Here is a 26,157-nt window from a genome sequence, read left to right as displayed (position 1 = left end):
GGAGGTGTTAAAGAATGGATATTTTGAAAATAATATTAACAATTATATTTGTAATAGATTGTATTGCTCTTTCAGCAATTATCCTTCTTCAGGAGGGAAAGTCAGCAGGACTTGGGACGATCAGCGGGGCCGCTGATACTTACTGGGGACAGAATAAGGGACGTTCAATGGAAGGTGCTCTTGTAAAGTCCACAAAGTTCCTTGCTATTTTATTTATGGTTTTGGCACTGGTTTTGAACCTGGGTGTATTTAACTAAGAAGATAAGATGATTGAACACTCTATACAGATATAGAGTGTTTTTTATTATATAAGTGGAAGCCCATGTGGGTTTGCCCACTTTGTTTTATAATAGGAAAGTTCCAAAGTAATAGAAAGAAGGTGAGAATATGAACCAGAATTTTGAAAAAAGAAAAAAAGTCATTTACGATTTTATCTGTGACGATATGTATGTACCCATGAAGATCAAAGAGATAGCGATTGTCCTTCAGATCCCCAAAGAGCAGCGGAGTGAGCTGAAGGAAGTGCTGGACGCACTGGAGGAAGAAGGAAAGATCCATGTGTCCAAAAAAGGAAAATATACGAAGGGGGAGGCCAGGCGCCTGACCGGTGTATTTCAGGCCAATGCCCGGGGATTTGGGTTTGTGATTCAGGAGGGGGAAGAAGAGGATATCTTTATTCCCGAGGAGAACATCGGAGGTGCGTTCCAGGGCGATCAGGTGGAGTTCGTGGTCACGAAGGAAGCGGACAGCAGGCATGGAACGGATGGAAAACGAAAAGAAGGCAGGATTGTGCGTATTCTTTCGCATGGAACGACGAAGGTAGTCGGCCTGTATGAAAAATGCAAAAGCTTTGGATTTGTGCGCCCGGACAGTCAGCGTGTTCTGAATGATATTTATATTCCTGAGGGAAAAGACAAAGGAGCCATGAACGGCCACAAGGTGGTGGTAGAACTGACCTCCTACGGCGGACAGGACATGAAGCCGGAGGGCCGTGTAGTGGAAATTATAGGACACATCAATGACCCGGGGACAGATATTATGTCCATTGTGAAAGGATATGACCTGCCCGTAGAGTTCCCGGAGCGAGTGCTAAATCAGGCAGAGCGTGTGGGAAAAGAAGTAAGCGAGGCCGATATGGCCGGCAGAATGGATCTGCGGGACTGGCAGATGGTGACCATTGACGGAGAAGATGCAAAGGATCTGGATGATGCGGTTTCCCTTACAAAAGAAGGGGATCTTTACCGGCTTGGCGTCCACATCGCCGATGTTTCGAATTACGTTCAGGAGAAAAGCGCCCTGGACCGGGAGGCTCTGAAGCGTGGGACAAGCGTTTATCTGGCAGACAGGGTCATCCCCATGCTGCCCCATAAGCTGTCCAACGGAATCTGCTCCCTGAACGCAGGAGAAAACCGTCTGGCGCTCAGCTGCATAATGACCATCAATGGAAACGGAGAAGTGGTGGACCACGAGATTGCGGAGACCGTGATCCGGGTAGACGAGCGCATGAGTTATACAAGTGTGGCGAAGATACTTAAGGAGCAGGAAGAGGCCGTATTAAATGGCGTGGAGAGCAGCAAATACAAGGAGCTGGTGCCCATGTTCCTTCTGATGGCGGAACTTTCAGGCATACTGCGTGAGAAACGCAGAAAGCGGGGGTCTATTGACTTCGATTTCCCGGAGACCAAGATGATACTGGATGAAAATGGAAAACCCGTCGACATCAAACCCTATGAACGGAATGTGGCAACAAAGCTCATCGAAGATTTTATGCTGATGGCAAATGAAACGGTTGCAGAAGAGTATTTCTGGAGAGAGCTGCCTTTCCTGTACCGTACCCACGAACAGCCGGATGAAGAAAAGATCCGGAAACTGAGTACTTTTATTAATAATTTCGGTTATCACATCCATGTGGGAAACAGTGAGATCAGGCCCAAGGAGGTTCAGAAGCTCCTGGGAAAAGTAGAAGGAACGCCGCAGGAGCCACTGATCAGCCGTCTGGCCCTGCGCTCGATGAAGCAGGCAAAGTATACGCCAGAGAACACCGGCCACTTTGGCCTGGCAGCAAAATATTATACCCACTTTACTTCCCCGATCCGGCGGTATCCGGACCTGCAGATTCACCGGATTATCAAAGAGAATATCCGGGGCAGGATGGATGCACAGCGGGAAGAGCATTACAATACCATTCTTCCGGAAGTGGCCAGACAGTCCAGCGAATGCGAACGCCGCGCAGAGGAAGCCGAGCGTGAGACCGTGAAGCTGAAAAAGGTGGAATATATGAGGCACCGGATCGGAGAAGAGTTCGACGGCGTCATATCAGGACTTACAAAATGGGGCGCTTATGTAGAACTGGAGAATACAATAGAAGGACTGGTCCATGTAACAAACATGCGGGATGACCACTATGATTACCGGGAAGAGCAGTATGAACTGGTGGGTGAGCATACCCGGAAGGTATATAAACTGGGACAAAAGGTGCGGGTGAGGGTACTCGATGCAGACCGCCTGCAGCGAACCATTGATTTTGAATTCTGTGAAACAGAGGATTGATAGAGGGAGTAGTGCCATGGCAAAAACGGAAGGCAGACTGATTGCCAACAACAAAAAAGCATATCATGACTATTTTATACTGGAGAAGTACGAGGCCGGAATTGTCCTGCACGGGACAGAGGTAAAGTCCCTGCGTATGGGCCAGTGCAGCATCAAGGAAGCATTCATCCGCATCGAAAACGGGGAAATCTTTATTTACGGCATGCATATCAGCCCGTACGAAAAAGGAAATATTTTCAATAAGGACCCTCTCAGGGTAAGAAAGCTTCTACTCCATAAAAACGAAATAAATAAGCTGTTCGGAAAGATGAAAGAACAAGGCAACACCCTTGTACCGCTTAAGGTTTACTTCAGCGACAGTCTGGTAAAGGTAGAGATCGGGCTGGCTAAGGGGAAAAAGATGTATGACAAGCGGGAAGATATTGCGAAGAAAGATCAGAAACGAGAGGCGCAGCGGGAGTTTAAGGTGCGGAATCTTTGATGAATGAATTGGAATAGGGGGCGGGATGGCAGGGGGGACGCTCTATGTCAGGGATGCCGGGAAGACGCTGGGGCTGTATATGCCGCTTTGTGATGCACCCGTGCTGCTAACTGCTTCTAAAAAAACCGATGCCGGATATGCGGGTACGGAGAACACATCACGGGAAATCTGATGATTTCCCGCGCTGGGTTCTCCGAAAACTTGATTTGGAGATCAAGTTTTCCCCCGCATATCCGGCATCGGTTTTTTAAGAAGCAGTAAGCGTACTCTAGCATCACAAAGCGGCATATACAGCCCCAGCGCCTTCCCGGCATCCCCCAGTCGAAACTCATGAAAAAATATGACCAATCGTCATTTTTGTGTTGTTTTCTTGGTTTGTTTTTGTTATACTTAACCCGATATATGCAGGAGGGCATTCATTATGAAAAAAGCATTTCGGATATTCAAAAGGGATCTTGGGCGTCTTGTACATAACCGGGTCGCCGTGATTGTGATGGCAGGCGTTTGTGTCCTGCCGTCTTTGTATGCGTGGTTTAATATTGCCGCGAATATGGATCCATACAGCAATACGCAGGGGATTAAGGTGGCTGTGGCCAATCATGATACGGAAGCGGCGAATGACCTGATTACTCTGAATGCGGGGGATCGTATTGAGGAGAATCTGAGGGAAAATGATCAGCTGGGGTGGACATTCGTGGAGGAGTCCCAGGCTGTGGAAGGGGTAAAGTCAGGAAAGTACTATGCGGCCATCGTGATACCGGAGGATTTCAGCAGTTCGCTTCTGAGCATTATCTCGGGGTATCCGGTAAAACCCCGGCTGGATTACTATATTAATGAAAAGAAGAATGCGATTGCTCCTAAGATCACAGACACAGGGGCAGGCACCGTGCAGCAGGAGATTAACGATACTTTTTCCTCTGTGGCGGCAGAGACAATTTCAAAACTGATCCAGAGCTCTGTCACCCGGCTTTCGGGGGATATGGGCAGTATGAATACGGAAGTGATGACCATGCTGTCTGAGATTCAGCAGAATCTGGGGCAGTATCAGACTGTGCTGAAGAATTTTCAGGACACGGTCGGAGATAGTACCGGGCAGATCAGCAATACGCAGGAAGTGCTGGACAGTGTGAAATCGGCTGCGTCAGCGGGTTCGGACACATTGTCGGATACTGCTTCTGTACTGAGCAGCGGACGAGGCAGTATTGGGGAATTTTCTTCTGCATTTTCCGGCAGCCTGTCGGACGGGGAGAACTGGCTTAACAATATTTACGGCTCGGCATCCGACAGCCTGAGTTCCCTTAAGAATCAGGCGGACACGGTGAACGGGGCAGTGAAAGATGGAATTGATTCGGTACAGAATCTGGTGGATACAAACAGCAGTATTCTGGAAAAGCTGGAGGAAATCAGTGCGGATCTGCCGGATGCGCTTAAGGAGGCTGTTTCCGGACGGATTGCCGAGCTGCAGGCGCAGAATGAAGAGTTTCAAACTCTTCTGGACTCATTGAGCCAGAGCAATGCCAGTATGGGAAATGCAATGGACACCGCGCAAAGCACCAAGGAGCAGCTGGAAACGCTGGTATCTCAGAGCAGGCAGTCGCTGCGGGATTACCGTAATAACTTTGACCAGACGCTTCTGCCCCAGCTGAACGAGTCAATGGATTCTTTTTCTGCCCTGGGCGGAGAAATGTCCGCTGCGCTGTCTGGCGTATCGGCTTCCACAGATCAGTTGAAGGGAATCCTGTCCCAGCTTGGCACAAGCCTAGAGGATAGTTCTAAGGCGCTGGGCAGGACGGGGGATTCTGTAACCTCTTTGAAGGGGCAGATGGACCGGATCGTGACGGATCTGCAGGCATTGCAGAGTTCGGAGGCTTATCAGCAATTTATTTCACTGGAGGGGCTGGACGCGGACTCCATTGCAGAGTTTATGGCATCGCCGGTGAACATTCGAAGTGAAACTCTGTACAGCGTAAAGAATTACGGTTCTTCCATGACTCCTTTTTACACAAACCTGGCGCTCTGGGTAGGCGGAATTGTATTAATTGCGATTCTGAAAATGGAAGTTGACAGAGGCGGTGGTGTCAGGCACTTTTCCACATCCGAGGCATACTTCGGCAGATGGCTTCTTTTTGTTGTGATCGGTCTTATTCAGGGACTGATCGTATGTCTGGGGGACCTGTGGCTTTTGAAGGTGCAGTGCCTCCATCCCGCTGCCTTTGTACTCACGGGAATGTTCTGCTCCTTTGTGTATGTGAACCTGATCTATGCCCTGTCTAGCGCGCTGAAGCATATTGGGAAAGCGCTTTGTATCGTACTGGTAATTCTGCAGATCCCGGGATCTGCGGGCACATATCCGATTGAGATGACGCCGCCGTTCTTCCAAAAGCTGCACCCTCTGCTTCCCTTTACTTATGGAATCAATGCAATGAGAGAGGCGATTGCAGGCATGTATGGAAATGCCTTCTGGGGCAGCCTGCTCCATCTGGCGGTGTATCTGCCGGCAGCCCTGCTGATCGGGCTTGGGCTGCGAAGGCTGCTGGTGAATCTGAATGATCTGTTTGACAGAAAGCTAGGAGAGACAGACTTGATGCTCTGCGAAACTTCAGACGGAAAGGGGGGGAAGACGCCCTTCTCCCTGGCAGTCAGGACACTGCTTCGGGATCAGACCATGCGGGAAGAACTGGTTGCAAAGGCCGCTGCATTTGAAGCGGGCTATAAGAAACGGATCCGTAATGGCTTTTTAGCGATTCTGATTCTTCCGGCGGTCTTTTTAGTCCTGATGTTCAGCATTGAGTCAAAGATTGTCTTTCTGGTTCTATGGATTGTATCAATAATTGTAATCGCGGTTTATCTGATCTGTCAGGAATACATCCACGACCGCCTGCAGCGGCAGATTGAGCTGGGATCACTGACCCAGGAAGAGCTTCTGGACGCAATGAAAGGGAGGGACGAGTGATGAAGAATATATGGGGCATCTTCAGAAGGGATGTGAAGCGGTGCTATAAAAATGTCATCGCTCTGATCGTTGTACTGGGAATTGTTGTGGTTCCGGCTCTGTATGCATGGTTTAACATTGCCGCCAGCTGGGATCCCTATGAGAATACGGGAAACCTCAAAGTTGCGGTAGCAAGTGTGGATGAAGGGTATGAGGGGGATCTGGTCCCGGTTTCACTCAATCTGGGAGAGAATGTCCTTTCTGCACTGCGGGAAAATACACAGCTGGACTGGACCTTTACAAGCAGCGCCAAAGCAGTGGACGGTGTGAAGTCCGGTAAATATTACGCTGCAATTGTGATCCCGGAAGATTTCAGCAGGAATATGATGAGCCTTTTCTCAGGCACAGTTACGAACCCTGAGATCACTTATTATTCCAATGCCAAAGAAAACGCGATAGCGCCCAAGGTCACGGACAAGGGAGCCAGTGCCGTGCAGACACAGGTAAAGGAAGTGTTTATTAAAACCATATCTGACACGGCCATTACGGCCATGCAGGCTGTAGCAGATACGGCAGAACAGGAGGGCGCAGAATCAATTGCCGCTACACTGATAGCGAACCTGGAAAGGACTTCCGCCGATTTAAGCGCGGCCGCGGGTACCATCCAGGCATTTTCTTCCATGGTGGTGTCTACACAGCAGATGCTGGATACCACATCCGGGTTTTTAAAACAGTCCAGAGAGCATTCAGACAGCAGTTTGAGTGCGCTGAAAGAGAAAGAAAGCTCATTTTCAGATATGCAGGGAGCCATATCTGGCGCAGCAGAAGGCATGAATCAGGCCCTGGCAGACAGCGCAGGTTTTTATCAACAGATGGGGGAAACGATTCATGGTGGACTGGATTCCCTGTCATCGGATGCGGCTGCAACCGCAGGCACTCTGGATCTGTTTTCAGAAAAGATCAGTAACATCATACAATCCTATACGAACCTGCGGGATGCCCTGCAGTCGCTTGGAGAGGAACATGCGGTAATTGCCCCGGCTGTTGGCAGTGTCGTGGGAAAACTGAATGAATCCATAGCTGTCCAGCAGTCTCTTTATGATAAGCTGAGCAAAGCGGCGGAGACGATTCGAAATAAACCGGAGGAGGCTCTTACCTCAGAGGAAGAACTGGACGCCCTCCTTGAGCAGAGTGCACAGAGCCTGTCAAAGGTTCAGAGTGAGTATGAGGAACAGGTGAAACGGAATCTGGACGGCCTTTATGCCTCTCTGGGAGATACCCGGAGCAGTATATCCGGGCTTCTGAAACAGCTGGATGAGAGTGCCGATGGTATCTACACTTTATCCGGTTCTGCTTCGTCAGACCTGTCACAGATAAAAGAAACACTGGATACGTCCGGTTCGCTGCTGGAAAAGGCGGCCTCACGGCTGACGGAAACGGTATGGAAGCTGAATCAGGCACAGAGCAGCGGCGATTTCCAGACGCTGGAAGAGATCGTAGGCGGGGACAAAGAAAGCATCAGCGCCTTCCTTGCATCTCCGGTGGAACTGGAGACAACTAAACTGTATCCAATAGAGAATTACGGGTCTTCCATGGCGCCGTTTTACTCCACCCTTGCGATCTGGGTGGGCGGCATCGTACTGGTCGCAATGTTAAAGGTTACCGTATCTCCAAAATCACTGAACGGACTGAAGAGTGTAAAGAATTACCAGGTCTATTTGGGGAGGTATCTCATATTCCTGCTGGCGGGACTGTTCCAGAGCGGGCTTATCTGCCTGGGAGATCTTTACTATCTGCAGATTCAGTGTGAGCATCCGTTCCTGTTTCTGCTGGCCGGCTGGATTACCAGCATTGTGTATGTAAATATCATATATACCCTGACCGTGTCCTTCGGAGATATCGGGAAGGCAGTCTGCGTTGTGCTTCTGGTTATGCAGGTGGCAGGATCAGGCGGGACGTTTCCAATTGAAGTGGCGCCGGCATTTTTCCAGAAGGTATATCCGCTGCTTCCGTTTACCCACAGTATGACCGCCATGCGTGAGTGCATCGGCGGGGCTTATGGGATGACATATTGGAGAGAACTGGGGATACTTGGGATCTTCCTGGCGGCATCACTTATGCTGGGCCTGGTGCTGAGAAAGCCTGTTATAAAGCTGAACACTGCATTCTCAGAGAAACTTGAGGAGACGCAGCTTATGTAGGCGGGGGATTTCGGCTGGAGGGGCTTCTGAGAGAAGCAGGATGCACGGATGCCGGCTGCTTCCCGATCATATAAGTTTTTGTGTTTAAAATGTTGTATACTTTAAATCATAAGAAGCACCTTTCTTTGTGTGTATGAATCATTGGCAAAAGGATTCTGTCACAAAGAGGTGCTTTCTTTTAAGATGTTATTTTCTACAATAGGTCTTGCATTCCGCTTTAGGAATTGCTGTTCTCTCTACAAGACGGATATATTTTAGAAATAACAAAATAGTGCACTTTTATCAAAATGTTATAATAAAAAAAGAATTGTTTATGAAATATAATACAAGAAAAGGAGGCGAAAGATATGAAAAAAGTAGTAAGTATGATTCTTGTAGCAATGATGACGTTGTCTTTGATAGCCGGGTGCGGGAAAGGTTCGGCTGACAGTTCTTCCAAAGAGGGGGAGAGCGCCCAGGATACCAAGAGGACGGAAGCGAAAAGCAGCGGTGACATTGTTGAAGTGGAAATCTGGGAGTATTTTGAAGACCTGGAACATGAATATTTCTCAGATATTATGAACAAATGGGGCGAAGAAAATGGATACCGTTTTAAGATTGTCCAATATCCATATGCTGACTTGAACAAACAGTATACTCTGGGAATGGTTTCCGGCGAACTGCCTGATCTGACGATGATTAATAACTGCGATACTGCGAGCTATGTGGAAATGGGAATGCTGCAGGATATCACGGAGCAGGTGGATGCATGGGGGCAGAAGGAGAACTTCTACGAGACATCCTTAAACACAACGACAATTGACGGAAAGCTCTACGGACTGCCTTATAATTCAAACTGTCTGGCATTGTACTATGATGAGGATCAGTTAAAGGAGGCAGGAGTAGAAGTCCCAAAAACCTGGGATGAACTGGCAGCAGCGGCGCAGAAGCTGACCCAGGAAAGCCAGTATGGTTTTGCACTCTCGCTTGTAAATAACGATGAAGGAACCTTCCAGTACTTCCCGTTTTTATATTCCAGCGGAGCAGATATGTACTCTATGGGAAGTGCAGATGCAGTATCTTCCATGCAGTTCTTAAAGGATATGATCGATGCAGGGGCGATGAGTTCAGAAGTGATTAACTGGTCACAGGCAGATGTCTGCCAGCAGTTTATGCAGGGAAATGCAGCCATGATGATTAACGGGCCATGGCAGGTGCCGACTTTGGAAGGAAATGTACCGGACAAAAATTGGAAATGTGCGCCGATTCCTATTGACAAGGAACAGGCTTCAGCCCTGGGCGGAGAAGGATTTTCTGTAGTCAAGGGAGCTGATCTTGAGAAGATTTGGCCGGTTATGGAATTCATGATGGACAAGGATACCCTGGCTGACTGGGATCATGCAGTCGGTAAGCTGCCGCCGAGAAAAGATGCGGTAGATAAATATACAGATTGGTCAGAAGATCCGGTTTTACAGGTATTCTTTGACCAGTTGAACTATGCGGCAGTACTGGGGCCGGATGTAAGCTGGCCGGAGATTTCAACCGCAATTTATACTGCCTTACAGGAGACGATGACAGGACAGAAAACGGCCGAAAATGCCTGCAAGGATGCACAGACAACCATTGACGGATTGGTGAAAAAATGAAAAAAGGAACAGGGAAACGGACAATTATAACTAAAAATACAAGGTATCTGCTCTGCTTTGCAGGACCAGCCTGTATTTATATGGGGATTGTAGCGGTTTATCCGATAATTTACAACTTCTATCTGATGTTCAGAAATATGTCCACCAGAAACTTCCTGAACCACCAGTTTGTGGGGCTTGATACTGTCAAAGAGCTTCTGGGAAAGGGCGTTGTCTGGACGGCTGCATATAATACCGTATTGTTCACTGTCGTTTGTACTGTTATCCAATTTGTGATCGGATTTGCTTTTGCCATGCTGCTTTCTAGAAAGTTTTGCATGGCAAAGCTTTCCAAAAGCCTTATGCTGATCAGCTGGCTGATTCCAATGACAGTGACAGGGATTTTATTTAAGTTTATCTTTCAGACAGACAGTGGGATATTAAATTTTATTCTGCAGCAGATCGGAGTAATCGATAGTCCGATTGAATGGCTGACAAACAGCAGAACCGCGATATGGTGCATTATAGCCGCTAACTGCTGGGTCGGGATTCCGTTTGATATGGTGCTTTTATCGACCGGGCTGGCGAACATACCGGACAATGTGCTGGAAAGTGCGGCAATCGACGGGGCAGGAAGAGTTCAGAGATTTTTACATATTACGCTCCCCATGCTGAAGCCAACAATGTATTCAATTCTTATTTTAGGCGTGATTTATACATTTAAGGTATTTGATCTGGTACAGGTTATGACGGGCGGCGGTCCTGTTAATGCAACAGAAATGCTTTCAACCTATGCGTATAAGCTTGGATTCAGAGAGTATAATTTCAGCCAGGCATCGGTAGTAGCTAATTTTATGTTTATTTTATTATTTATTATGGGAGTCATTTACCTGAGATTTGTCAACGATGACGAGGTGATTGAGTAATGAAGAATGGCAAAATAAAAAATATAGGGATCAATGCAGGAGCAGTTCTGCTTGTACTTCTATTCCTGTCGCCTGTCATATGGATGGTGATGTGTTCTTTTAAAAAGGATGTGGAAATTTTCAGGTTCCCTCCGACTTTTTTACCGGAAGCCCCGACAGTCCAGGCATACATAGACCAGTTTGAAAGCAGCTTGTTTCCGGCATTGAGAAACAGTCTGGTAATAGCAGTATTTTCTATGCTGATAGCACTTGTATTGGCAATACCGGCAGCTTACGGGCTGGCCCGGTTTAAATCAAAGGCGGGAAAGCCGATGATTCTTGGATTTCTTGTAACGCAGATGCTGCCGCCGGCCTTACTGCTGACTCCGTTATTCTTACTGTATACCAAAATGCACATCATTAATACCAGGATTGCCCCGATTCTATCCACGGCTACCTTATCGATCCCGTTTATTGTAATTCTGATGCGGCCTTTTTTTGCATCCCTGCCCAAAACGGTAGAGGAGGCGGCAAGAGTGGACGGATGTACGATGTTAGGCGCATTTGTGAGGATTATGGTGCCTGTTTCACGTCCAGGTCTTGCTACGGCCGCTATCTTTTCTTTTATTTTTGCATGGAATGACCTGGTATATTCTATGGCCTTTATTTCGGATTCCTCACTCTGGCCGATGACGACTATGATTAATAATTTCCAGACAAAATACGGGACACAATGGAACAGTATTCTTGCATTCGGAGTCTGCCTGATTATACCGATCGTGATTATCTTTATTTTTATGCAGAAGTATATCGTATCAGGGCTGACAGCAGGAGCAGTTAAGGAGTAGGTGAAAAAAGTGATAGAATATATTGATCCCAGGATCATCTATACAGATCCGCCGAAATCAGGATTGAATGAAAACGAGAAAAATGTACTTCGGGAGCTTGCTGCCAAGGTACAACATTATGCCCAGGATCATAAACAGGAAGAGAAGAAGAAATTGTGGTATGCACATAACAGCCTGCAGAGAATCAGGCCCATGGTGCTTGTGTTCCCGGAGGGGGCCTGGCTTGAGATACTGCCATGGGATAAGATGGTATGCAGGGAGGAATTCTACCGGGCTTATGAATGGGCCATGCGCCGTCTTTGCTACAGATTTGAACATTTTGACGACGACTTTGTAATAGAACCGGTGATCGAAGTGCCGCTCGTATATGAGATTACACCTTTCATAAAAGGCGGCGCTTCCTTTATTCATATGGATATGAAAGACTCTGGGGAGGGGATACATCAAAACAAAATATTGCTGGAAAATGAAGAAGATATACGGAAACTTTCCAAACAGGAGTTTATTTTCTATAAAGAAGAATCGGAGAGGAACCTCTGCCTGATCCGGGAAGTAATCGGAGATTTAATAGAAGTACGTTCCTATGGATATATGGCGCCGGATACAAGCCTTTTGAGGCAGTTTATTGAGATGCGGGGCACAGAACAGATTTTTTATGATTTGTACGACCAGCCCGAATGGCTCCATGAAGTTCTGGGATTTATGAGGGATTCCACACTGGAGCTTCTTCAAGTGATGGAGCCTTGTCTCATGAAGACGAATACAGGAAATGATTATATCGGATCAGGCGGTATCGGCTATATTCACGGACCGGGTTCAGACAGAGCCTTATATCAGAACAGCTGGGGATTTTCGGATGCCCAGGAACTTGCCGGAGTATCCCCGGACATGTACGAAGAATTTGCTACAGCTTATCATCAGCCCTTACTGGAAAAATTTGGATGGAGTTGTTACGGATGCTGCGAGCCAATGACGGATAAATTTGATATAATAAAAAAGCGTATTAAAAATTTAAGACGTGTGTCGGTAAATCCGTGGACAGACAGAGAAGCAGCGGCGATTGCACTTTTGGACCAATATGTATACTCCTGGAAACCAGCTCCAACAGTGGTAACCCGGAGGTTTGACGAAGAAGAAGCAGGACGCGATATTAAAAGGACGATGGAAATAGCCGGCGGCTGTGTTGTGGAGATGATTCTGAAGGATACAGTAACGGTGCAGCACGAGCCGGAGCGTATCGAAAGGTGGATTCATACCGCAAAATATATCGCAGAGAAAGGGTATGCATAGTTATCACAACAGCTCAAAGACTATTAAAAAGGTACAGGGCAGCACAATTAAGCACTCAGATACAGATATTGCTTGCGGTATTTACATTTTTACCGGTGATGATGATATTGCTGGCGCTTAATATCTACCATGGACAGGATATGATACAGCACACGACGCTGGCGGCATCTGAGAATATGATAGATAAATCGGAACACCTGTCCAATTATATGCAGCGCTACATGGAACCGTATTATAAAGCAGTTATTGACGGACAGATTTGGGAGGAAATAAAGGATGTCTCCATGGAGGTAAAAAGCAACAGCAACCGGATCTTTTCTCTTTTAGAAGGCTATTCCACCCCTACCAATAATGAAGTGGCGTTAATGTTTCTCATGAGAAAAGACGGATCCGGATACATGGTCATCCGCCTTCCGGCTAGCCAGCAGACCATTGTTACCCAGAATAATAAGCTGCTTTATGAGGATCTGATACAGCTGGGAAATAAAGGGATGGAGAGCCAGGAACTGGTGACGGCCAAGCTGGAATATCACAATAAGGTGTGCCTTGGGCTGTCCCAGAAAATATATAATTATAAGACGAAAGAATGCTACGGAAGCCTCGTAATGCTGATGTATCCGGAAACAATAGAATCCATTCTGGAAAGTTCAGAAGGCGGATACACCTCTTACATACTTCAGACGGCAGGCGGCAGCCTGTTTGCAGATAACAAAAGCCTGGAGCTTATAGACAATCTGAAAGTAGATAAGACGCATCAGGATGAAGTGAAATGGACGAACTGGCATCTTGCTTATGCCGTGGATACGGAAAAAATAAAAAAAGATATCAGAGTATCTACATTTGCAGCTTTTTCAATTGTATTGTTATTATTTCTCCTGACCATTGTGCTGGTAAATATCTTTATCCGCCGCAGGATGAAGACGCTGAGCCTTCTGGAAGGAGCGATGTCCAGGATACGTAAGAGGGGCGAATATACCTCGCTGCCATCCGCCGACAATGGAGAACTGAATTCACTGTTTGCTGGTTATAACAAAATGGTAGATCAGATTGTCCTTCAGAAAAAGAAAATCCAGGAGCAAAATGACGAAAAACTGAAAGGGCTGAAGAAACAGAAGGATGCGGAGATAAAGGCGCTGGAGCTGGAGATTAATTCACATTTTATCTACAATACGCTGAATTCTATTAATTACACTGCGATAGAGCACGAAGATTATGAGACCAGTGATCTGCTGAAGGTGTTTGCCAATGTACTACGCTACATGACTGAAAATCGATATGAACTTGTGACAGTCAGCCAGGAGATTGCCTGGCTGGAACAGTATTTATTTCTGCAGAGAAGCCGTTTTAACGGGCGTTTTGATTTTGAGATTGATGTGAATCCGGAGATCGAAGATAAAAAGATACGCAAGCTTCTGCTGCAGCCCTTTGTGGAAAATGCCATTATTCATGGCTTTGACAGCAGGAGCAAGGGAGGACTTATTACCGTTATCTGTTCAAAGGAAGAGGATTCGGGACTGATGATTATAATTGCAGATAACGGGAATGGAATAGAGGAAGATCTTCTTAGGAAAATACGGGAAGGTATTGCCCTGGAAAACAATCCTGAAAATCTGGGGCTGGGTATGGCGAATACTTGTTACCGCATGAGACTGTATTATGGGGAGGCTTTTGCTTTTTACATCGAGAGTACAGGCGGCAGAGGTACGACCGTCATGTTAAAGCTTCCGGCATTATAAGGGCAGGGGGGAATATATGAGAGTGTTAGTAATTGAAGATGAAGACAAAGCCAGGCAGCTGATTGTCCGCCTTCTGAGGCAGGTGGACCCGGGGGTTCAGGTGGTGGGTGAGGCGGATAACGGAAATGAGGGCAGAGAGCTGATCCTGAAGCAGCTGCCCGATCTGGCCTTTGTTGATATTAAGATGCCCGGGCTGTCCGGGTTGGATATGATCCGCAGCCTTCAGCCTAAAAAACTGCAGGTAAACTATGTGATTATCAGCGGGTATGGTGAATTTCATTATGCACAGGAAGCAATCGAACTGGGGATTAAAGGTTATATATTAAAGCCGGTTTCTTATGGGGATATTGAACGTGCGCTGAATAAGGCATATACAAACCTGGGCGGTTATTCTGTGCCTGAGGAAGTAAAACAGACAGTAAAAGTTGCGGCTGTAGACGAATTACTTACGGATATTGATACAAAAAAATCTATGGTGCGCAATGCAGTGAACTATGTAAGGCAGAACATCAGCGTAAGGTGCCGGCTGAGTGATGCGGCGGAAAACCTGCGTGTATCGCCGGAGTATTTAAGCCGGATTTTTCATGATGAGATGAAAATTACATTTATGTCCTTTGTCAAAAAAGTAAAAATTGAACATGCCTGTGTTTTACTGCAGAAAACAGATTTAAAAGTTTATGAGATTGCTGCGGCAACCGGATATGATAATGATAAATATTTTTGTAATATTTTTCGGGAAGTGATGGGCGTGTCTCCGAAGAAGTACAGGGAACAGCATGTGGAGACGGTATTTCACTGCGAAAGTCAGGAGAAATAGTAGCAGCAGTTCAGGCTTGCCTGAACTATTACAAATATTGGACCGTTAAAAAGTATTGAGGAGGAACAGGATGGAAAGATTAAAGTGTGTGGACGGCGCTCTTGAATTTCGGTATGATTCAGAGACCGTACGTGTAGAAGCCTGGGGAAAAGATTCTCTGAGAGTCCGCGCCACCAGATTATTTGCGATGCCCCAAGAAGACTGGGCGCTTTTGAAGAGAGAAACGCCCTGCGGGGAAGTAGAGATATCAGACACGGAGGGAGTCATAAAGAATGGTAAGATCACAGCCTCAATTAATTATGCGGGGAAACTGCGGTTTTATAACAGTGAGGGCAGGCTTCTCATGGAAGAATATGTGCGGAACCGTAAAGATATATATGATTCAAAATGCAGTGCACTCGAAATTGAAGGAAGGGCATATAAGCCGTTGCAGGGCAGTGATTATAAGCTGATTGTAAGTTTTGAGTCCCTGGACCCGGAGGAAAAAATCTACGGAATGGGGCAGTATCAGCAGTCCTGTCTGAACCTGAAGGGAACAGACCTGGAGCTGGCGCACCGCAATTCACAGGCGAGCGTCCCGTTTCTGATCTCCTCTCTGGGGTATGGCTTTTTGTGGAATAATCCGGCAGTGGGACGGGTTGTTTTTGGCAGAAATAAGACAACATGGGAGGCAGAATCCTCAAAGAAGATAGATTACTGGATCACAGCAGGAGATACACCGGCAGAGATAGAAGAGAATTATGCATCCGTGACCGGCACGGTTCCGCAGATGCCGGAGTATGGCTTGGGATTCTGGCAGAGCAAGCTGCGCTACCGCACCCAGGAAGAACTGCTTGAGGTGGCACGGGAATACAAACGGCGGAATCTGCCCATATCCGTGATTGTGGCAGACTATTTCCACTGGCCGTATCAGGGGGATTACCGGTTTGATGAGGAGTATTGGCCGGATCCTGACGCTATGATACAGGAACTGGAATCCATGGGCATTGAGCTGATGGTATCTGTATGGCCGCAGGTGGATTACCGGAGTGAAAATTTTGAGGAGATGAAGGAAAATGGCTTTTTGATCCATACAGAGCGCGGAATCCAGATTGCCATGGACTTTCAGGGGAATACCCTGCATTTTGACACCACGAATCCGGGCGCGCGGAAGTATGTCTGGGAAAAAATCAAGCAGAACTATTATGACAAAGGAATACGTATCTTCTGGCTGGATGAAGCGGAACCGGAATATACAGTTTACGACTTTGAACAGTACCGTTACAGTCTTGGGCCGAATATCCAGGTCGGAAATATTTATCCGGTGATGTACGCGAAAACATTTTTTGAAGGCATGCAGGCCGCGGGCCAGGAAAAGATTGTAAACCTGCTGAGGTGTGCCTGGGCCGGATCACAGCGCTATGGTGCGCTTGTATGGTCCGGGGATATCCATTCCAGTTATGAAAGCATGAGAAATCAGCTCACGGCAGGCCTGAATATGGGAATTGCAGGCATTCCATGGTGGACCACGGACATTGGCGGATTCCATGGGGGAAATCCTGATGATGAACGGTTCCGTGAGCTGTTTGTAAGGTGGTTTCAATACGGTACCTTCTGTCCGGTAATGAGACTGCACGGCGACAGAGAGCCGCACAAAGAACCGATGGCGGAAATTGGAGGCGGTGCTTGTGTATCCGGTGCTGACAATGAAGTCTGGTCTTATGGGGAAGAGGTGTATGAGATTCTGAAAAAATATCTGCAGTACCGGGAAAACATGAAGCCATATCTGAAAAAACTCATGCAGGAAGCACACGATAAAGGAACGCCGGTTATGCGTCCTCTGTTCTATGAGTTTCCGGAGGATAAAAAGGCGTGGAGCGTGGAAGATGCCTATATGTTTGGCAGCCGGCTGTTGGTTGCACCTGTGCTTTATGAAGCGGCGCGGCAGAGAGAGCTGTATCTGCCAGCAGGATGCAGATGGGAACATGCCTGGAGTGGGGAAACATATCAGGGGGGGCAGATGATAAAAGTCAATGCTCCTTTGAATGAAATTCCTGTTTTCATCAGAATCGGGATTTAGCGACGAGCTTTAGCCTCGGCGCGGATGGGGACGCTCCATAAAGGGATAGCCGAAAACCTCCCGGAGAACATCCATGTCCTTTCAAAAACGCGGCCGCGGACCTAAGAAATTCTAGGCGGGAAACAGCCCTGAATAGAATCACTTAGCAGCATGGGTGCATATCGCAACGGCATATACAGCCCCAGCACCTCCCCGGCCTCCCTGTCATAAAGCGTCCCCATCCGTCGACTAGGCTAAAGCTAGCCGACTAAATCCCGATTCTCGTTGTTTATAGGCCTGCATTATGGTAAACTGGTAGAAAAAGTTGTAAATAGGCTAGACTTCCGGGCTGTTATATGCGCCTGAAGACTGCTGAAAAGAACAATATATGAAAAAGGAGAATACCCATGAATCCGGTAAAAGTCAGAAATGTTGAGATAGGCAGCGGAATCCCGAAAATCTGTGTGCCAATAGTAGAAGTAACCAGGGAGAAGATTTTAAGCTCTGCCGCCGACATCATACGGATCGGCGCCGATGTCGTGGAATGGCGGGCAGACTGGTACGAGGATATTTTTGACTTTACAAAAGCAGAAGAGACGTTGAAAGAGCTTAGGAAAGTTCTCGGAGAGACCCCGCTTCTTTTCACTTTCCGCACCGTCAAAGAGGGTGGAGAAAAGCAGGCGGCAGCAGATATATACGTAGATCTGAATATAAAAACCATAGAGACCGGATATGCAGATCTGGTAGATGTAGAAATCTTTACAGGGGATGAGGCAGTGAAACGGGTGGTAAAAACGGCCCATGGGCGCGGCGTGAAAGTGATTGCTTCCAATCATGATTTCCAGAAGACCCCGGAGAAAGAGGAAATTGTATCCAGACTATGCAGGATGCAGGAACTGGGAGCGGATATCCCCAAGATCGCTGTTATGCCCCGGAATAAAAAAGACGTGCTGACACTTCTGGCGGCTACGGAAGAGATGGTGTCTGTACATGCAGACCGGCCGATTATTACAATGTCTATGGCCGGCACCGGTGTGATCAGCCGCCTGTGCGGGGAAGTATTCGGGTCAGCCCTGACTTTTGGATCTGCGGGGAAGGCTTCGGCACCGGGGCAGATGAAGGCAGAGGATCTGCGCACAGTGCTCGAACTGCTTCACAATAACCTGTAAGTCCGGGGGGATGCCGGGCAGGGCATATCCGGCGTATCTATACTTCCAGAAGCTTTCTGACCTCGGCAACATTTCCGGTAAACACAATTCCGTCCATACCAAAAGCATTGCCGCTTCTGACATTCTCTTCTTTATCATCCAGGAAGAAGCATTCCTCAGGATTCAGATGATAGGTCTCGAACAGATACCGGTATATATCCGGTTCCGGCTTCATCATCTGAACCGGGGCGGAGAATACGATTCCGTCGAATTCCTTCGTAATCTCATAGTAATCGGCGTGTGCGGCGAAATGTGTGGATGCGTTTGACAATATGTATAGAGAAAATCCTTTCTTTTTCAGATCATGAATTAATTCCCAGGTTTCTTCCAGCGGGGTCAGATGAAGGCACCATTCGCGGGCAAACTGTCGGATATTTGGACGCAGGCGTTCAGGGGCCAGAGATGCCGCGTGTTCCATATACTCTTCATAGTCGATGGTGCCACGATCCAGATCGTCCCAGGCATGAAAAATTGCATGTTTCATTATAGCGGAATCTTCCGGGGACGGACAGAAAGGTCCGATAATCTGCTTTTCTCCAAACGTTACAATTACATTTCCAAAATCAAAGATAATATGTTTGTATTTCATCATTAAAATCCCTTTCGCATTCTGGGTAACAGTGCGGGCGGGCCTGAACTGCTACCATTTTTGTCCTTCGTTTCCATTGCTCCATACTAATTATGTTTTAAAAACTGTTTTCTGTATTCGCTTGGGGTCATATTCTCATGCTTTTTAAACATCTGTGTAAAATGGGAAAAATTGCTGTATCCCAGTTCTGCGGCAACCATACTGACAGGAATATTGGGATTCCTCAGCAGGTCTTTTGCGGCATCCACTTTTATCCGCAGAATATAATTCTTTACATTTTCGCCGGTTTCTTTCTTAAACAATTTTGAAAAATATTCCGGACTGAAACAAACATAGTCGGCCACATCCTTCACCGATATATCTTTAGAAAGATTTTCCAGGATGTAATCAATGGCGCGCTGGACGGTATCTTTAGAGTCATCCTCACAGGATGCGTTTGATATGGCGGTGATAAGGAAACTGATTCCCGTCTTCAGCGACCGGATATCTTTAAAACAGCTCATATAATCGTTGTAGCTGTATTCCTCGGAAAACAGGCTCATGATATCAATTTTCCGTTTATAGGAATAGATAAAGAAGAGCTTGGTTAATTCCTGGTGGAATTCCGAAAGCGTCTCCAGGTTGAATCTGTTCAGGGAGGTATTGTAATCTAAAAAGGACTCAATATTGTCTTCCAGAAATATAAACTGATTATTCTCCAAAAGGCGTTCCCACCGTACTACATTTTCCGAAAGGCTCGTACTTTCAGGGGCGGGCATAGCTTCGTCAGAAAAATACAGGCCCGGTTTTCGGGAGACATTATTGACTGCCCGCTGATGCCCGGGCAATATGATATCTCTAATCGCAGCCACCTGGCTGCGGGGTGTAACGTAACAGGCCAATTCGGAGCGGATCTTGCCGCAGATATCCTCATAATAGGAGCTGTACATATCGGGTGCAAGAGTGGTGAGAGAATCTCCGTTACAGTACATAAGTAGAACAAACTGCTTATACCGGTTCAGACAGATTAGGGGGTAAATGTCAGGCCTGGCAAAGTTTTTAAGTGCATGCTCCATCAGAATGACCGAGATTGAGGAGTCGGAAAGCGACTGTTCCACAGAATCGGTGTAGGAATAAATATCAATAATAATGGCCTGCACATTCGATTCATCTTTTATCATATACCCCATCTTGTTCAAGGAAACCAGCGACTGCTCCTTGTTTGACGGATTGGAAGAAAATAAATTCAGGACGATATTGCTGAGCACCTCGAAATTATAGTAATCAGAGAGCTGCTGCCGGGTGAGAATTTTGGAGACGGCTCTCATAAGAACATCTTCAATCTCGTGGTAGGGGGCCGGCTGCACAATATAGTCAAAACATCCGAGTTTCATGCTTTCTTTTACGTAATCGAAAGATGCATGGGAAGTCAGGAGGATTCTGACAATAACCGGATAATTCTCGGCGATCCATCGATTTAATGAAAGGCCGTTTTCCCCCGGCATCTCAATATCCGACAAGAGGATTTGTATATCATTGGATTTGATGATATCTTTTGCGTCTGAAACATTGGTTGCTGTATAAACGTTTTCGATCTTAAGGGATACAAAATCCACCCCCTTAAGGATTCCATCCAGTACGGAGATCTGGTCGTCCACAATTAAAAGATTCATGATTTCCCCCTTTGTATGAGTGAGGACACTCAGAAACTTTGAGTGTCCGGGCCAGAGCATGCCTGGCAATTACAGATGTCCGCCGCCGACTGATACCTAAAGCTGCGGCGCCTCTATGAGCGGCAGATAAAGTAATCCGCAAGCGCCCCCGGCAGGTTTATTATAGAAAGCAAACTGATAATCTGTTTTATAAATGAGAGCAATTCTGCGCTTCAAATTCGAAATTCCCACGTGCTTTCTGGCAAACAAATCATTTTCCGAGCTGTTGAGCCGGTCAAGTGTCTCCTGGTCATATCCGGTTCCGTTGTCGCTCAGCATAATCTGCATAACCGGCTTCCCGTTCAGCTCAGCGCGTTCTATCTTTATGTCGAAGATGAGCAGGCTGCCGGATTCCCTGTTGTATTTGGCGGTGTTCTCCAGAAACGTCTGAATGATCAGCGACGGCACCCGGTAAGGAAGCAATGTTTCGTCAACCTGTGTATTCAGGATAAACGGACTGACCCGGTCCAGCAAAATGATATTATAATAGTCGTTTACCTCCGCCAGTTCAGACTGTAAAGTGACAAGTTTTAAGTTGTCATGGAAAATGTAGCGGAGATGATTTGAGAAAGCGATGATCATCCGCTGCATTTTTTCGTATTCTTTGCTTTCCAGCATATTGTATAAGCTTTTCAGACAGTTGATAAAAAAATGCGAGCGGGTCTGCATTTGGTAATACTGCAGGCGCGCATGGTCTTTTTCAAAGGCTTCCGCCTGTTTCTCATTGGTTAAAGTTATCTTTTGTTCGATCAGGTTCGACAGCGCGTTATTAATATTCTGGTATTCGATGATATTGCTGTGGCTGTCGGATAAAAATGAGGCCGGATCGTTCTGTTCTAAATGTTTTGTTGCTGCATTGATCTGATCCAATGGGTACAGCAGTATTTTATGAAAGGAATAAAATGTATAAACGATAATAATACAGGTCACGAACGCTGCCAGGACGAATACGAGAATGGATACCTTGGCAAAATCCCCCATATAGTCGGAATAGACCAGACAAAACATGCTGATGTCGGTTTCCTCTATGGGTGTAGTCATTATGTAATAATTAGAAAAAAACGGGTTTTTAGGATACGCCAGATTTGTCAAATCCATTCCTGCCTCAGTGACACTTATCTGGTTTGTAAGAATTTCGGTATTATTAAAAAAACCGAATTGAACCGGATTGTCCTCTGATTCATTATACGTCAGAAGGTCAAAATTTTCCAGATCAATCGTGGTACATACATATACATCTCTGACTTTTAGGGCCTTCATCAAAACAGAGTTGTGCGCATCCTGGAAAACGATCCATTTATTATAACTTGTCTGGTTTTCATCTAACCAATATTCTCTTAAATGATCCTTCAGCTGATAAATATATTGTTTCTCATCAGCGGAAAAGGATTCCCCTGCCGCATAGGTGGATACCCGTCTGTCCTGATCGAAAATGAAGATACATTCATAGGGAGCGACCTGCCGTTTCAGCATCTCGGTGACATTATAGTGGAGGATAACCTTATCGGTATCCTTTAAATTTTTTATGGTTAATAATTGAAATGAACTGTCCGAGTAACATAACTTCTGTTCAAAGGAGGTGCATTTTTTCATTTCAGTTTCCAGGGAACTGGAATAGTAGTCGATCCTGGCAGCTGCATTGGAGGACATTTGGTCTGAGTAAGATTTCATAAAAACGACGCAGTAAAAGATCAGCACTGCGGAAGTGCACAGAAACAATAACAGAAAGTATCTATATAAAAATTTCTTAATAGAATAAGGCCTCTTTTGTTTTAAAAATTTCATGGAATCCCCCCAGGTTAAACGTTTATAAAAATAGAACTGATTTCATAGTAACAAAACCGAAAGTGCAAGTCAAGAAATCGATAAAACAAGCCGGAAAATCGAAAATGTAAACGTTTGACATTTTTAATCTGCAATGAGAAGATATAAGAAGAAAACAAGAGGAGGAGAAGAACTGATGGCTTATTTAGAACTCAATGCTTTATCAACGATTTTGTGCGGATCATTCAGCGCGAAGATCTATCTGCCGGAAATGAACATGTTAGACCTGGATGATGAAAAACACGAAAAAAAGTACCCGGTATTATGGCTTCTTCATAGCGAGGGAGGGACGTCGCTGGACTGGAACAGGACGATGGCCGAGAATTGCGCAGCAGAATACGGTATCTTTATCATTGCGCCAGACGCACAGCATTCCATTTGTACGAACATGGATTACGGCCCCAAATACGAAGAATTTCTTGCATCAGAGCTGCCGGGGATCTGCAGAAATAATCTGCCTATTTCAGAAGATCCGGCGTTAAACTGGATCGGAGGAACCGGGACAGGCGCTTACGGAGCGATAAAAGCTGCGCTTAAGCATCCGGATATATTTACAAAATGCATTGCTATGGACGGGATCTTTGATATGGATCACATCTGCAGGCTGGCAATGAACGGGGAACCGACAGGTATCTTCCACAATGAGGAATCACTCAGGGCCGTGTTCGGCGATATTACAAAAATATCTGAAAGCGGGAATGATGTGTATGCGCTTGCGAAGAAGTGCCGGGCAGGGGCGTTTTACATAACAGGAACCAAAACTTCTAAATATGCGGCAGAGAGAAAACGCCTGGCAGAATCCTTAAAGGAACAGGCGGTTCTGGTGGAAACAGAAGGGGAAATCATGGATTTCAGTGAACCAATGGTATTGAAAAAGGCCATAGCATGGTTATGCGGCAGATAAAATGAAAAAAATGGATCGTGTCCTGAACGGCTCGGACATAGAAGCCATAAACATATTGGAGTAGGAGGAAAAGAAAATGGCGAATTTCAGATTGCATTATTTTTCGGAGGCGCTGCGTATGACGGTGGGAGTGAACGTAATTATCCCGGAAAATACATGGGGGCATTCCCTGGCAGACAGGCCGAAGGGATACCGTTATCCGGTGCTGTGGCTTCAGTCAGGCGGCGGCTTTGACTATACGGACTGGCAGAGATACACGGCTCTGGAATTATATGCGGCGGAGGCAGGAGTCGCAGTGGTATGCAGCGGCACATACTGTTCAGGTTATATGGATACAAAACATGGGGATTTCAAGTATTTTACACAGCTTTCCATTGAAACACCGAGAGTGGTAAGACATTTATTTCCCCTGTCCGAGGATCCGAAGGAAAACTATATAGCAGGATTTTCCATGGGCGGTTATGGTTCTCTCAAATGGATGCTGCGGGATCCGGAAAAGTTTGCTGCATTCGGTCTGTTTTCAGGAATTAAAAATGTACCGGAAATCCTTCCGGAAAAGGAGGACAGGGAAGACGATTTTTATATGTTTGCCTCGGCCTTCGGGGATGCTGCCAATACACTGGGGACAGAAGACGATGTAGTCTATATGCTTAAGAAACAGCTGGATGCAGGGAAAAAACTCCCCAGGGGATACATGGCTACGGGGGTAGAGGATACGCACTATGAAGACAACGTAGCATTTATGGATAAATATGAGGCAATGGGGCTGAGATTCGAGAGGACGATTGACCATGGGGCGCATAATTGGGAATACTGCAACCGCCATGTCAAAAAGTTCCTGGACTGGCTGGATATCAGGGAGACTTTTCAGCGGGATGCGGAATAGGATAAGGAGAGGAACAGTTTGTACCTGTGTGCAATTTAATGATCTGATTAAAGAACTGTTCATAAGGAGGAGAATATGGGAGAGATGTATTTAAGACCGGGAACGCCGGATGATAACAACAGAGAGTACCTTCCGGAGAAACTGAAGGGTACGGATATTGTGGTGAACGAGAACGGAAACAACTCGCAGCCGTATCCCAAAAACCTCAGGGAATTTCATGGCGTGATAGCGGACGGGATCGAAGACGAGTGGTATGTCTATGTGCCGGACAGCTACAACCCACTGGAAAAGACACCTTTGGTCATGTCCATGCACGGCGGCATGATGACCGGCTGGGGGCAGGCCGTCTATACCTCGTGGACAATGGCTGCCGACAGGGACGGATTTATCGTCGTTTTCCCGAATGCAAGTTATAACAGGTTCTGGCAGGTCCAGTGGGGAACATGGGAAATTGACCCCGAAAAACGCACGCCGGGATCAATGGAAGGGGAACCCCAGGGGGTGCTGTCCTGTCCCGAAGATGTAGCAGAAAACCATGACATTAAGCTTGCGAAAGGGCTCATAGAGCTGATGAAGAAGACCTATCACATCGATGAGGGCAGAATTTTTATGCAGGGAATGTCCATGGGAAATATGATGACGGGGCTGTTTGCAAGACATTTTGGGAATCTTCTGGCTGGGGCCGCCGGTTCGGGAGCAGCGGCATTTTTGTCCCTTCTTTATCATAAGGACGGGAAGATTCTCAACCAGGGCGGTCCGCTTGCGGTTTGGCAGTCCAGGCCGGAACTCAATGCAATTCCCCCCGGAAGGGAGATTGAGAAAAAAGTACATAAATACAACCGGCTGTACTGGATGCGGATTAATGAAAGCAGCCTGATTCCGGAGATTACAATCCAGGGAGAAAATAACCTGGCATTTTATAAAGGAAAGCGCGCAGACGTGGTATATTATGACATTAAAAACCGGGATCATGGGCAGACATTTGATGATGCGGCGCTGATATGGGATTACTTCTTTTCCGGAATCAGAAGAGAAAAAGACGGTTCCATTGTTTGTACGCAGCCTGTCAGAGAGAGGCGCGGCGATGCTTTTGCTTTTTCTGTTACACCCGGCAGTTCGAAGGTGTGGTTTCAAAACCGTATTCAGGAGATGCCCGGCCCGGCGCTGAAATGGAAGAAAATGAAATATCATGGACTGGAAGGCGGACAGAAAATCAGAGGGGAATATGTCATGGTTCCCCTATCATTTCTGGCAGAGGCTTTCGGCGCTGAACTTGCATATAAAGAAGATAATCTGACGGCAGGAATGACGATGTCAGACGGAAAGAAACTGCAGTTTGCAAGGGGAAGCATCGGATGTGTCATGGACAATTCCCTGGTGCAGATGTACTGCGAGGCACTGCACAGAAGCGGGGAGCTTTATGTCTCTGTGGAGTGGTTTTCAGAATATATCTGCAATATGCATGTGTCAGCCTGCGAAGATGTGGTATATGTGACGGATCATTCCAATAAGCTGTCGGCAAACATGGCGGATCTGATAAAAGATTTACTGATGGATACGATTGTACCTGATCATTACGAAGAAATGCTGTAGTACAGCGTTCCATAAATAACTAAATCATTATTGCTGTGCACACCCGCAGGATGTGAGCAG

The 26,157-nt window shown here is 46.5% G+C and carries 20 protein-coding genes; 17 read left to right on the top strand and 3 right to left on the bottom strand.

Annotated elements, in window-relative coordinates; all coding sequences use genetic code 11:
• The first annotated feature begins 14 nt into the window (after positions 1 to 14).
• From secG to aroD, 14 genes are all read left to right on the top strand, one after another.
• A complete protein-coding gene (gene secG, locus BN1938_RS08715) occupies positions 15 to 257 on the top strand; it encodes a preprotein translocase subunit SecG (RefSeq protein WP_025656397.1) in 243 nt (80 codons plus the stop codon).
• Between the two features lie 130 nt (positions 258 to 387).
• Positions 388 to 2,550, top strand: a complete 2,163-nt coding sequence (rnr, locus tag BN1938_RS08710; RefSeq protein WP_050640225.1) for a ribonuclease R — start codon at positions 388 to 390, stop codon at positions 2,548 to 2,550.
• Between the two features lie 16 nt (positions 2,551 to 2,566).
• Positions 2,567 to 3,031 (top strand): SsrA-binding protein SmpB, encoded by a 465-nt coding sequence (gene smpB / locus BN1938_RS08705; protein WP_050640224.1) that lies wholly within the window; start codon positions 2,567 to 2,569, stop codon positions 3,029 to 3,031.
• Positions 3,032 to 3,056: 25 nt separating this feature from the next.
• The gene (locus BN1938_RS23345) at positions 3,057 to 3,203 is read left to right on the top strand and encodes a hypothetical protein (RefSeq protein WP_156320697.1); all 147 of its coding nucleotides are present in this window, start codon (positions 3,057 to 3,059) and stop codon (positions 3,201 to 3,203) included.
• A gap of 249 nt (positions 3,204 to 3,452) precedes the next feature.
• Positions 3,453 to 5,984 carry a YhgE/Pip family protein gene (locus BN1938_RS08700; RefSeq protein ID WP_050640223.1) on the top strand — a complete coding sequence of 844 codons (2,532 nt, stop codon included), beginning with the start codon at positions 3,453 to 3,455 and terminating at the stop codon, positions 5,982 to 5,984.
• On the top strand, positions 5,984 to 8,164 hold the full coding sequence (locus BN1938_RS08695) for a YhgE/Pip domain-containing protein (protein WP_050640222.1): 2,181 nt from the start codon (positions 5,984 to 5,986) through the stop codon (positions 8,162 to 8,164). The genes BN1938_RS08700 and BN1938_RS08695 overlap by 1 nt, the downstream gene beginning before the upstream one ends.
• A gap of 347 nt (positions 8,165 to 8,511) precedes the next feature.
• Entirely contained in the window at positions 8,512 to 9,789 is a 1,278-nt protein-coding gene (locus tag BN1938_RS08690; protein ID WP_050640221.1) for a sugar ABC transporter substrate-binding protein, read from the top strand.
• Positions 9,786 to 10,694, top strand: a complete 909-nt coding sequence (locus tag BN1938_RS08685) for a carbohydrate ABC transporter permease (RefSeq protein ID WP_050640220.1) — start codon at positions 9,786 to 9,788, stop codon at positions 10,692 to 10,694. Before BN1938_RS08690 ends, BN1938_RS08685 begins: the two co-directional genes overlap by 4 nt.
• Positions 10,694 to 11,521 (top strand): carbohydrate ABC transporter permease, encoded by an 828-nt coding sequence (locus tag BN1938_RS08680; protein ID WP_050640219.1) that lies wholly within the window; start codon positions 10,694 to 10,696, stop codon positions 11,519 to 11,521. Before BN1938_RS08685 ends, BN1938_RS08680 begins: the two co-directional genes overlap by 1 nt.
• Positions 11,522 to 12,811, top strand: a complete 1,290-nt coding sequence (locus tag BN1938_RS08675; RefSeq protein WP_050640218.1) for a uroporphyrinogen decarboxylase/cobalamine-independent methonine synthase family protein — start codon at positions 11,522 to 11,524, stop codon at positions 12,809 to 12,811.
• 68 nt (positions 12,812 to 12,879) lie between these two features.
• Positions 12,880 to 14,547: a sensor histidine kinase gene (locus BN1938_RS08670; protein ID WP_050640217.1), complete on the top strand. Its 1,668-nt coding sequence runs from the start codon at positions 12,880 to 12,882 to the stop codon at positions 14,545 to 14,547.
• 16 nt (positions 14,548 to 14,563) lie between these two features.
• The gene (locus tag BN1938_RS08665) at positions 14,564 to 15,364 is read left to right on the top strand and encodes a response regulator transcription factor (RefSeq protein WP_050640216.1); all 801 of its coding nucleotides are present in this window, start codon (positions 14,564 to 14,566) and stop codon (positions 15,362 to 15,364) included.
• A gap of 70 nt (positions 15,365 to 15,434) precedes the next feature.
• On the top strand, positions 15,435 to 17,423 hold the full coding sequence (locus tag BN1938_RS08660) for a glycoside hydrolase family 31 protein (protein ID WP_050640215.1): 1,989 nt from the start codon (positions 15,435 to 15,437) through the stop codon (positions 17,421 to 17,423).
• Between the two features lie 386 nt (positions 17,424 to 17,809).
• Positions 17,810 to 18,571, top strand: coding sequence for a type I 3-dehydroquinate dehydratase (aroD, locus tag BN1938_RS08655; protein ID WP_050640214.1), 762 nt, complete (start codon positions 17,810 to 17,812; stop codon positions 18,569 to 18,571).
• A 37-nt stretch (positions 18,572 to 18,608) separates the two neighbouring features.
• Here aroD and BN1938_RS08650 read toward each other — a convergent pair whose 3' ends face one another.
• The 3 genes from BN1938_RS08650 to BN1938_RS08640 form a co-directional block, all read right to left on the bottom strand.
• Positions 18,609 to 19,202 carry an HAD family hydrolase gene (locus BN1938_RS08650; RefSeq protein WP_050640213.1) on the bottom strand — a complete coding sequence of 198 codons (594 nt, stop codon included), beginning with the start codon at positions 19,200 to 19,202 and terminating at the stop codon, positions 18,609 to 18,611.
• Positions 19,203 to 19,285: 83 nt separating this feature from the next.
• A complete protein-coding gene (locus BN1938_RS08645) occupies positions 19,286 to 20,851 on the bottom strand; it encodes a response regulator transcription factor (RefSeq protein WP_050640212.1) in 1,566 nt (521 codons plus the stop codon).
• 96 nt (positions 20,852 to 20,947) lie between these two features.
• Entirely contained in the window at positions 20,948 to 22,675 is a 1,728-nt protein-coding gene (locus BN1938_RS08640) for a sensor histidine kinase (protein WP_050640211.1), read from the bottom strand.
• Positions 22,676 to 22,850: 175 nt separating this feature from the next.
• Here BN1938_RS08640 and BN1938_RS08635 point away from each other — a divergent pair, with 175 nt between their 5' ends.
• The 3 genes from BN1938_RS08635 (at position 22,851) to BN1938_RS08625 (ending at position 26,097) form a co-directional block, all read left to right on the top strand.
• Positions 22,851 to 23,618 (top strand): alpha/beta hydrolase-fold protein, encoded by a 768-nt coding sequence (locus BN1938_RS08635; RefSeq protein WP_050640210.1) that lies wholly within the window; start codon positions 22,851 to 22,853, stop codon positions 23,616 to 23,618.
• Between the two features lie 76 nt (positions 23,619 to 23,694).
• A complete protein-coding gene (locus BN1938_RS08630; RefSeq protein ID WP_050640209.1) occupies positions 23,695 to 24,504 on the top strand; it encodes an alpha/beta hydrolase in 810 nt (269 codons plus the stop codon).
• Between the two features lie 75 nt (positions 24,505 to 24,579).
• Positions 24,580 to 26,097 carry a stalk domain-containing protein gene (locus BN1938_RS08625; RefSeq protein ID WP_050640208.1) on the top strand — a complete coding sequence of 506 codons (1,518 nt, stop codon included), beginning with the start codon at positions 24,580 to 24,582 and terminating at the stop codon, positions 26,095 to 26,097.
• Positions 26,098 to 26,157: the final 60 nt, after the last annotated feature.

This window comes from Eubacterium sp. SB2 (assembly GCF_001244405.1).
In the GTDB taxonomy this organism is placed as follows: domain Bacteria; phylum Bacillota; class Clostridia; order Lachnospirales; family Lachnospiraceae; genus Faecalicatena; species Faecalicatena contortus_B.
Note: the sequence above shows the minus strand (reverse complement) of the source record. Positions and strands in the feature narration are given on the sequence as shown.

Bases quoted from the DNA above. Each gene is read 5' to 3' on its own strand.
- secG (WP_025656397.1), top strand. From the start codon at position 15: ATGGATATTTTGAAAATAATATTAACAATTATATTTGTAATAGATTGT.
- rnr (WP_050640225.1), top strand. From the start codon at position 388: ATGAACCAGAATTTTGAAAAAAGAAAAAAAGTCATTTACGATTTTATC.
- smpB (WP_050640224.1), top strand. From the start codon at position 2,567: ATGGCAAAAACGGAAGGCAGACTGATTGCCAACAACAAAAAAGCATAT.
- BN1938_RS23345 (WP_156320697.1), top strand. From the start codon at position 3,057: ATGGCAGGGGGGACGCTCTATGTCAGGGATGCCGGGAAGACGCTGGGG.
- BN1938_RS08700 (WP_050640223.1), top strand. From the start codon at position 3,453: ATGAAAAAAGCATTTCGGATATTCAAAAGGGATCTTGGGCGTCTTGTA.
- BN1938_RS08695 (WP_050640222.1), top strand. From the start codon at position 5,984: ATGAAGAATATATGGGGCATCTTCAGAAGGGATGTGAAGCGGTGCTAT.
- BN1938_RS08690 (WP_050640221.1), top strand. From the start codon at position 8,512: ATGAAAAAAGTAGTAAGTATGATTCTTGTAGCAATGATGACGTTGTCT.
- BN1938_RS08685 (WP_050640220.1), top strand. From the start codon at position 9,786: ATGAAAAAAGGAACAGGGAAACGGACAATTATAACTAAAAATACAAGG.
- BN1938_RS08680 (WP_050640219.1), top strand. From the start codon at position 10,694: ATGAAGAATGGCAAAATAAAAAATATAGGGATCAATGCAGGAGCAGTT.
- BN1938_RS08665 (WP_050640216.1), top strand. From the start codon at position 14,564: ATGAGAGTGTTAGTAATTGAAGATGAAGACAAAGCCAGGCAGCTGATT.
- BN1938_RS08660 (WP_050640215.1), top strand. From the start codon at position 15,435: ATGGAAAGATTAAAGTGTGTGGACGGCGCTCTTGAATTTCGGTATGAT.
- aroD (WP_050640214.1), top strand. From the start codon at position 17,810: ATGAATCCGGTAAAAGTCAGAAATGTTGAGATAGGCAGCGGAATCCCG.
- BN1938_RS08650 (WP_050640213.1), bottom strand. From the start codon at position 19,202: ATGATGAAATACAAACATATTATCTTTGATTTTGGAAATGTAATTGTA.
- BN1938_RS08645 (WP_050640212.1), bottom strand. From the start codon at position 20,851: ATGAATCTTTTAATTGTGGACGACCAGATCTCCGTACTGGATGGAATC.
- BN1938_RS08640 (WP_050640211.1), bottom strand. From the start codon at position 22,675: ATGAAATTTTTAAAACAAAAGAGGCCTTATTCTATTAAGAAATTTTTA.
- BN1938_RS08635 (WP_050640210.1), top strand. From the start codon at position 22,851: ATGGCTTATTTAGAACTCAATGCTTTATCAACGATTTTGTGCGGATCA.
- BN1938_RS08630 (WP_050640209.1), top strand. From the start codon at position 23,695: ATGGCGAATTTCAGATTGCATTATTTTTCGGAGGCGCTGCGTATGACG.
- BN1938_RS08625 (WP_050640208.1), top strand. From the start codon at position 24,580: ATGGGAGAGATGTATTTAAGACCGGGAACGCCGGATGATAACAACAGA.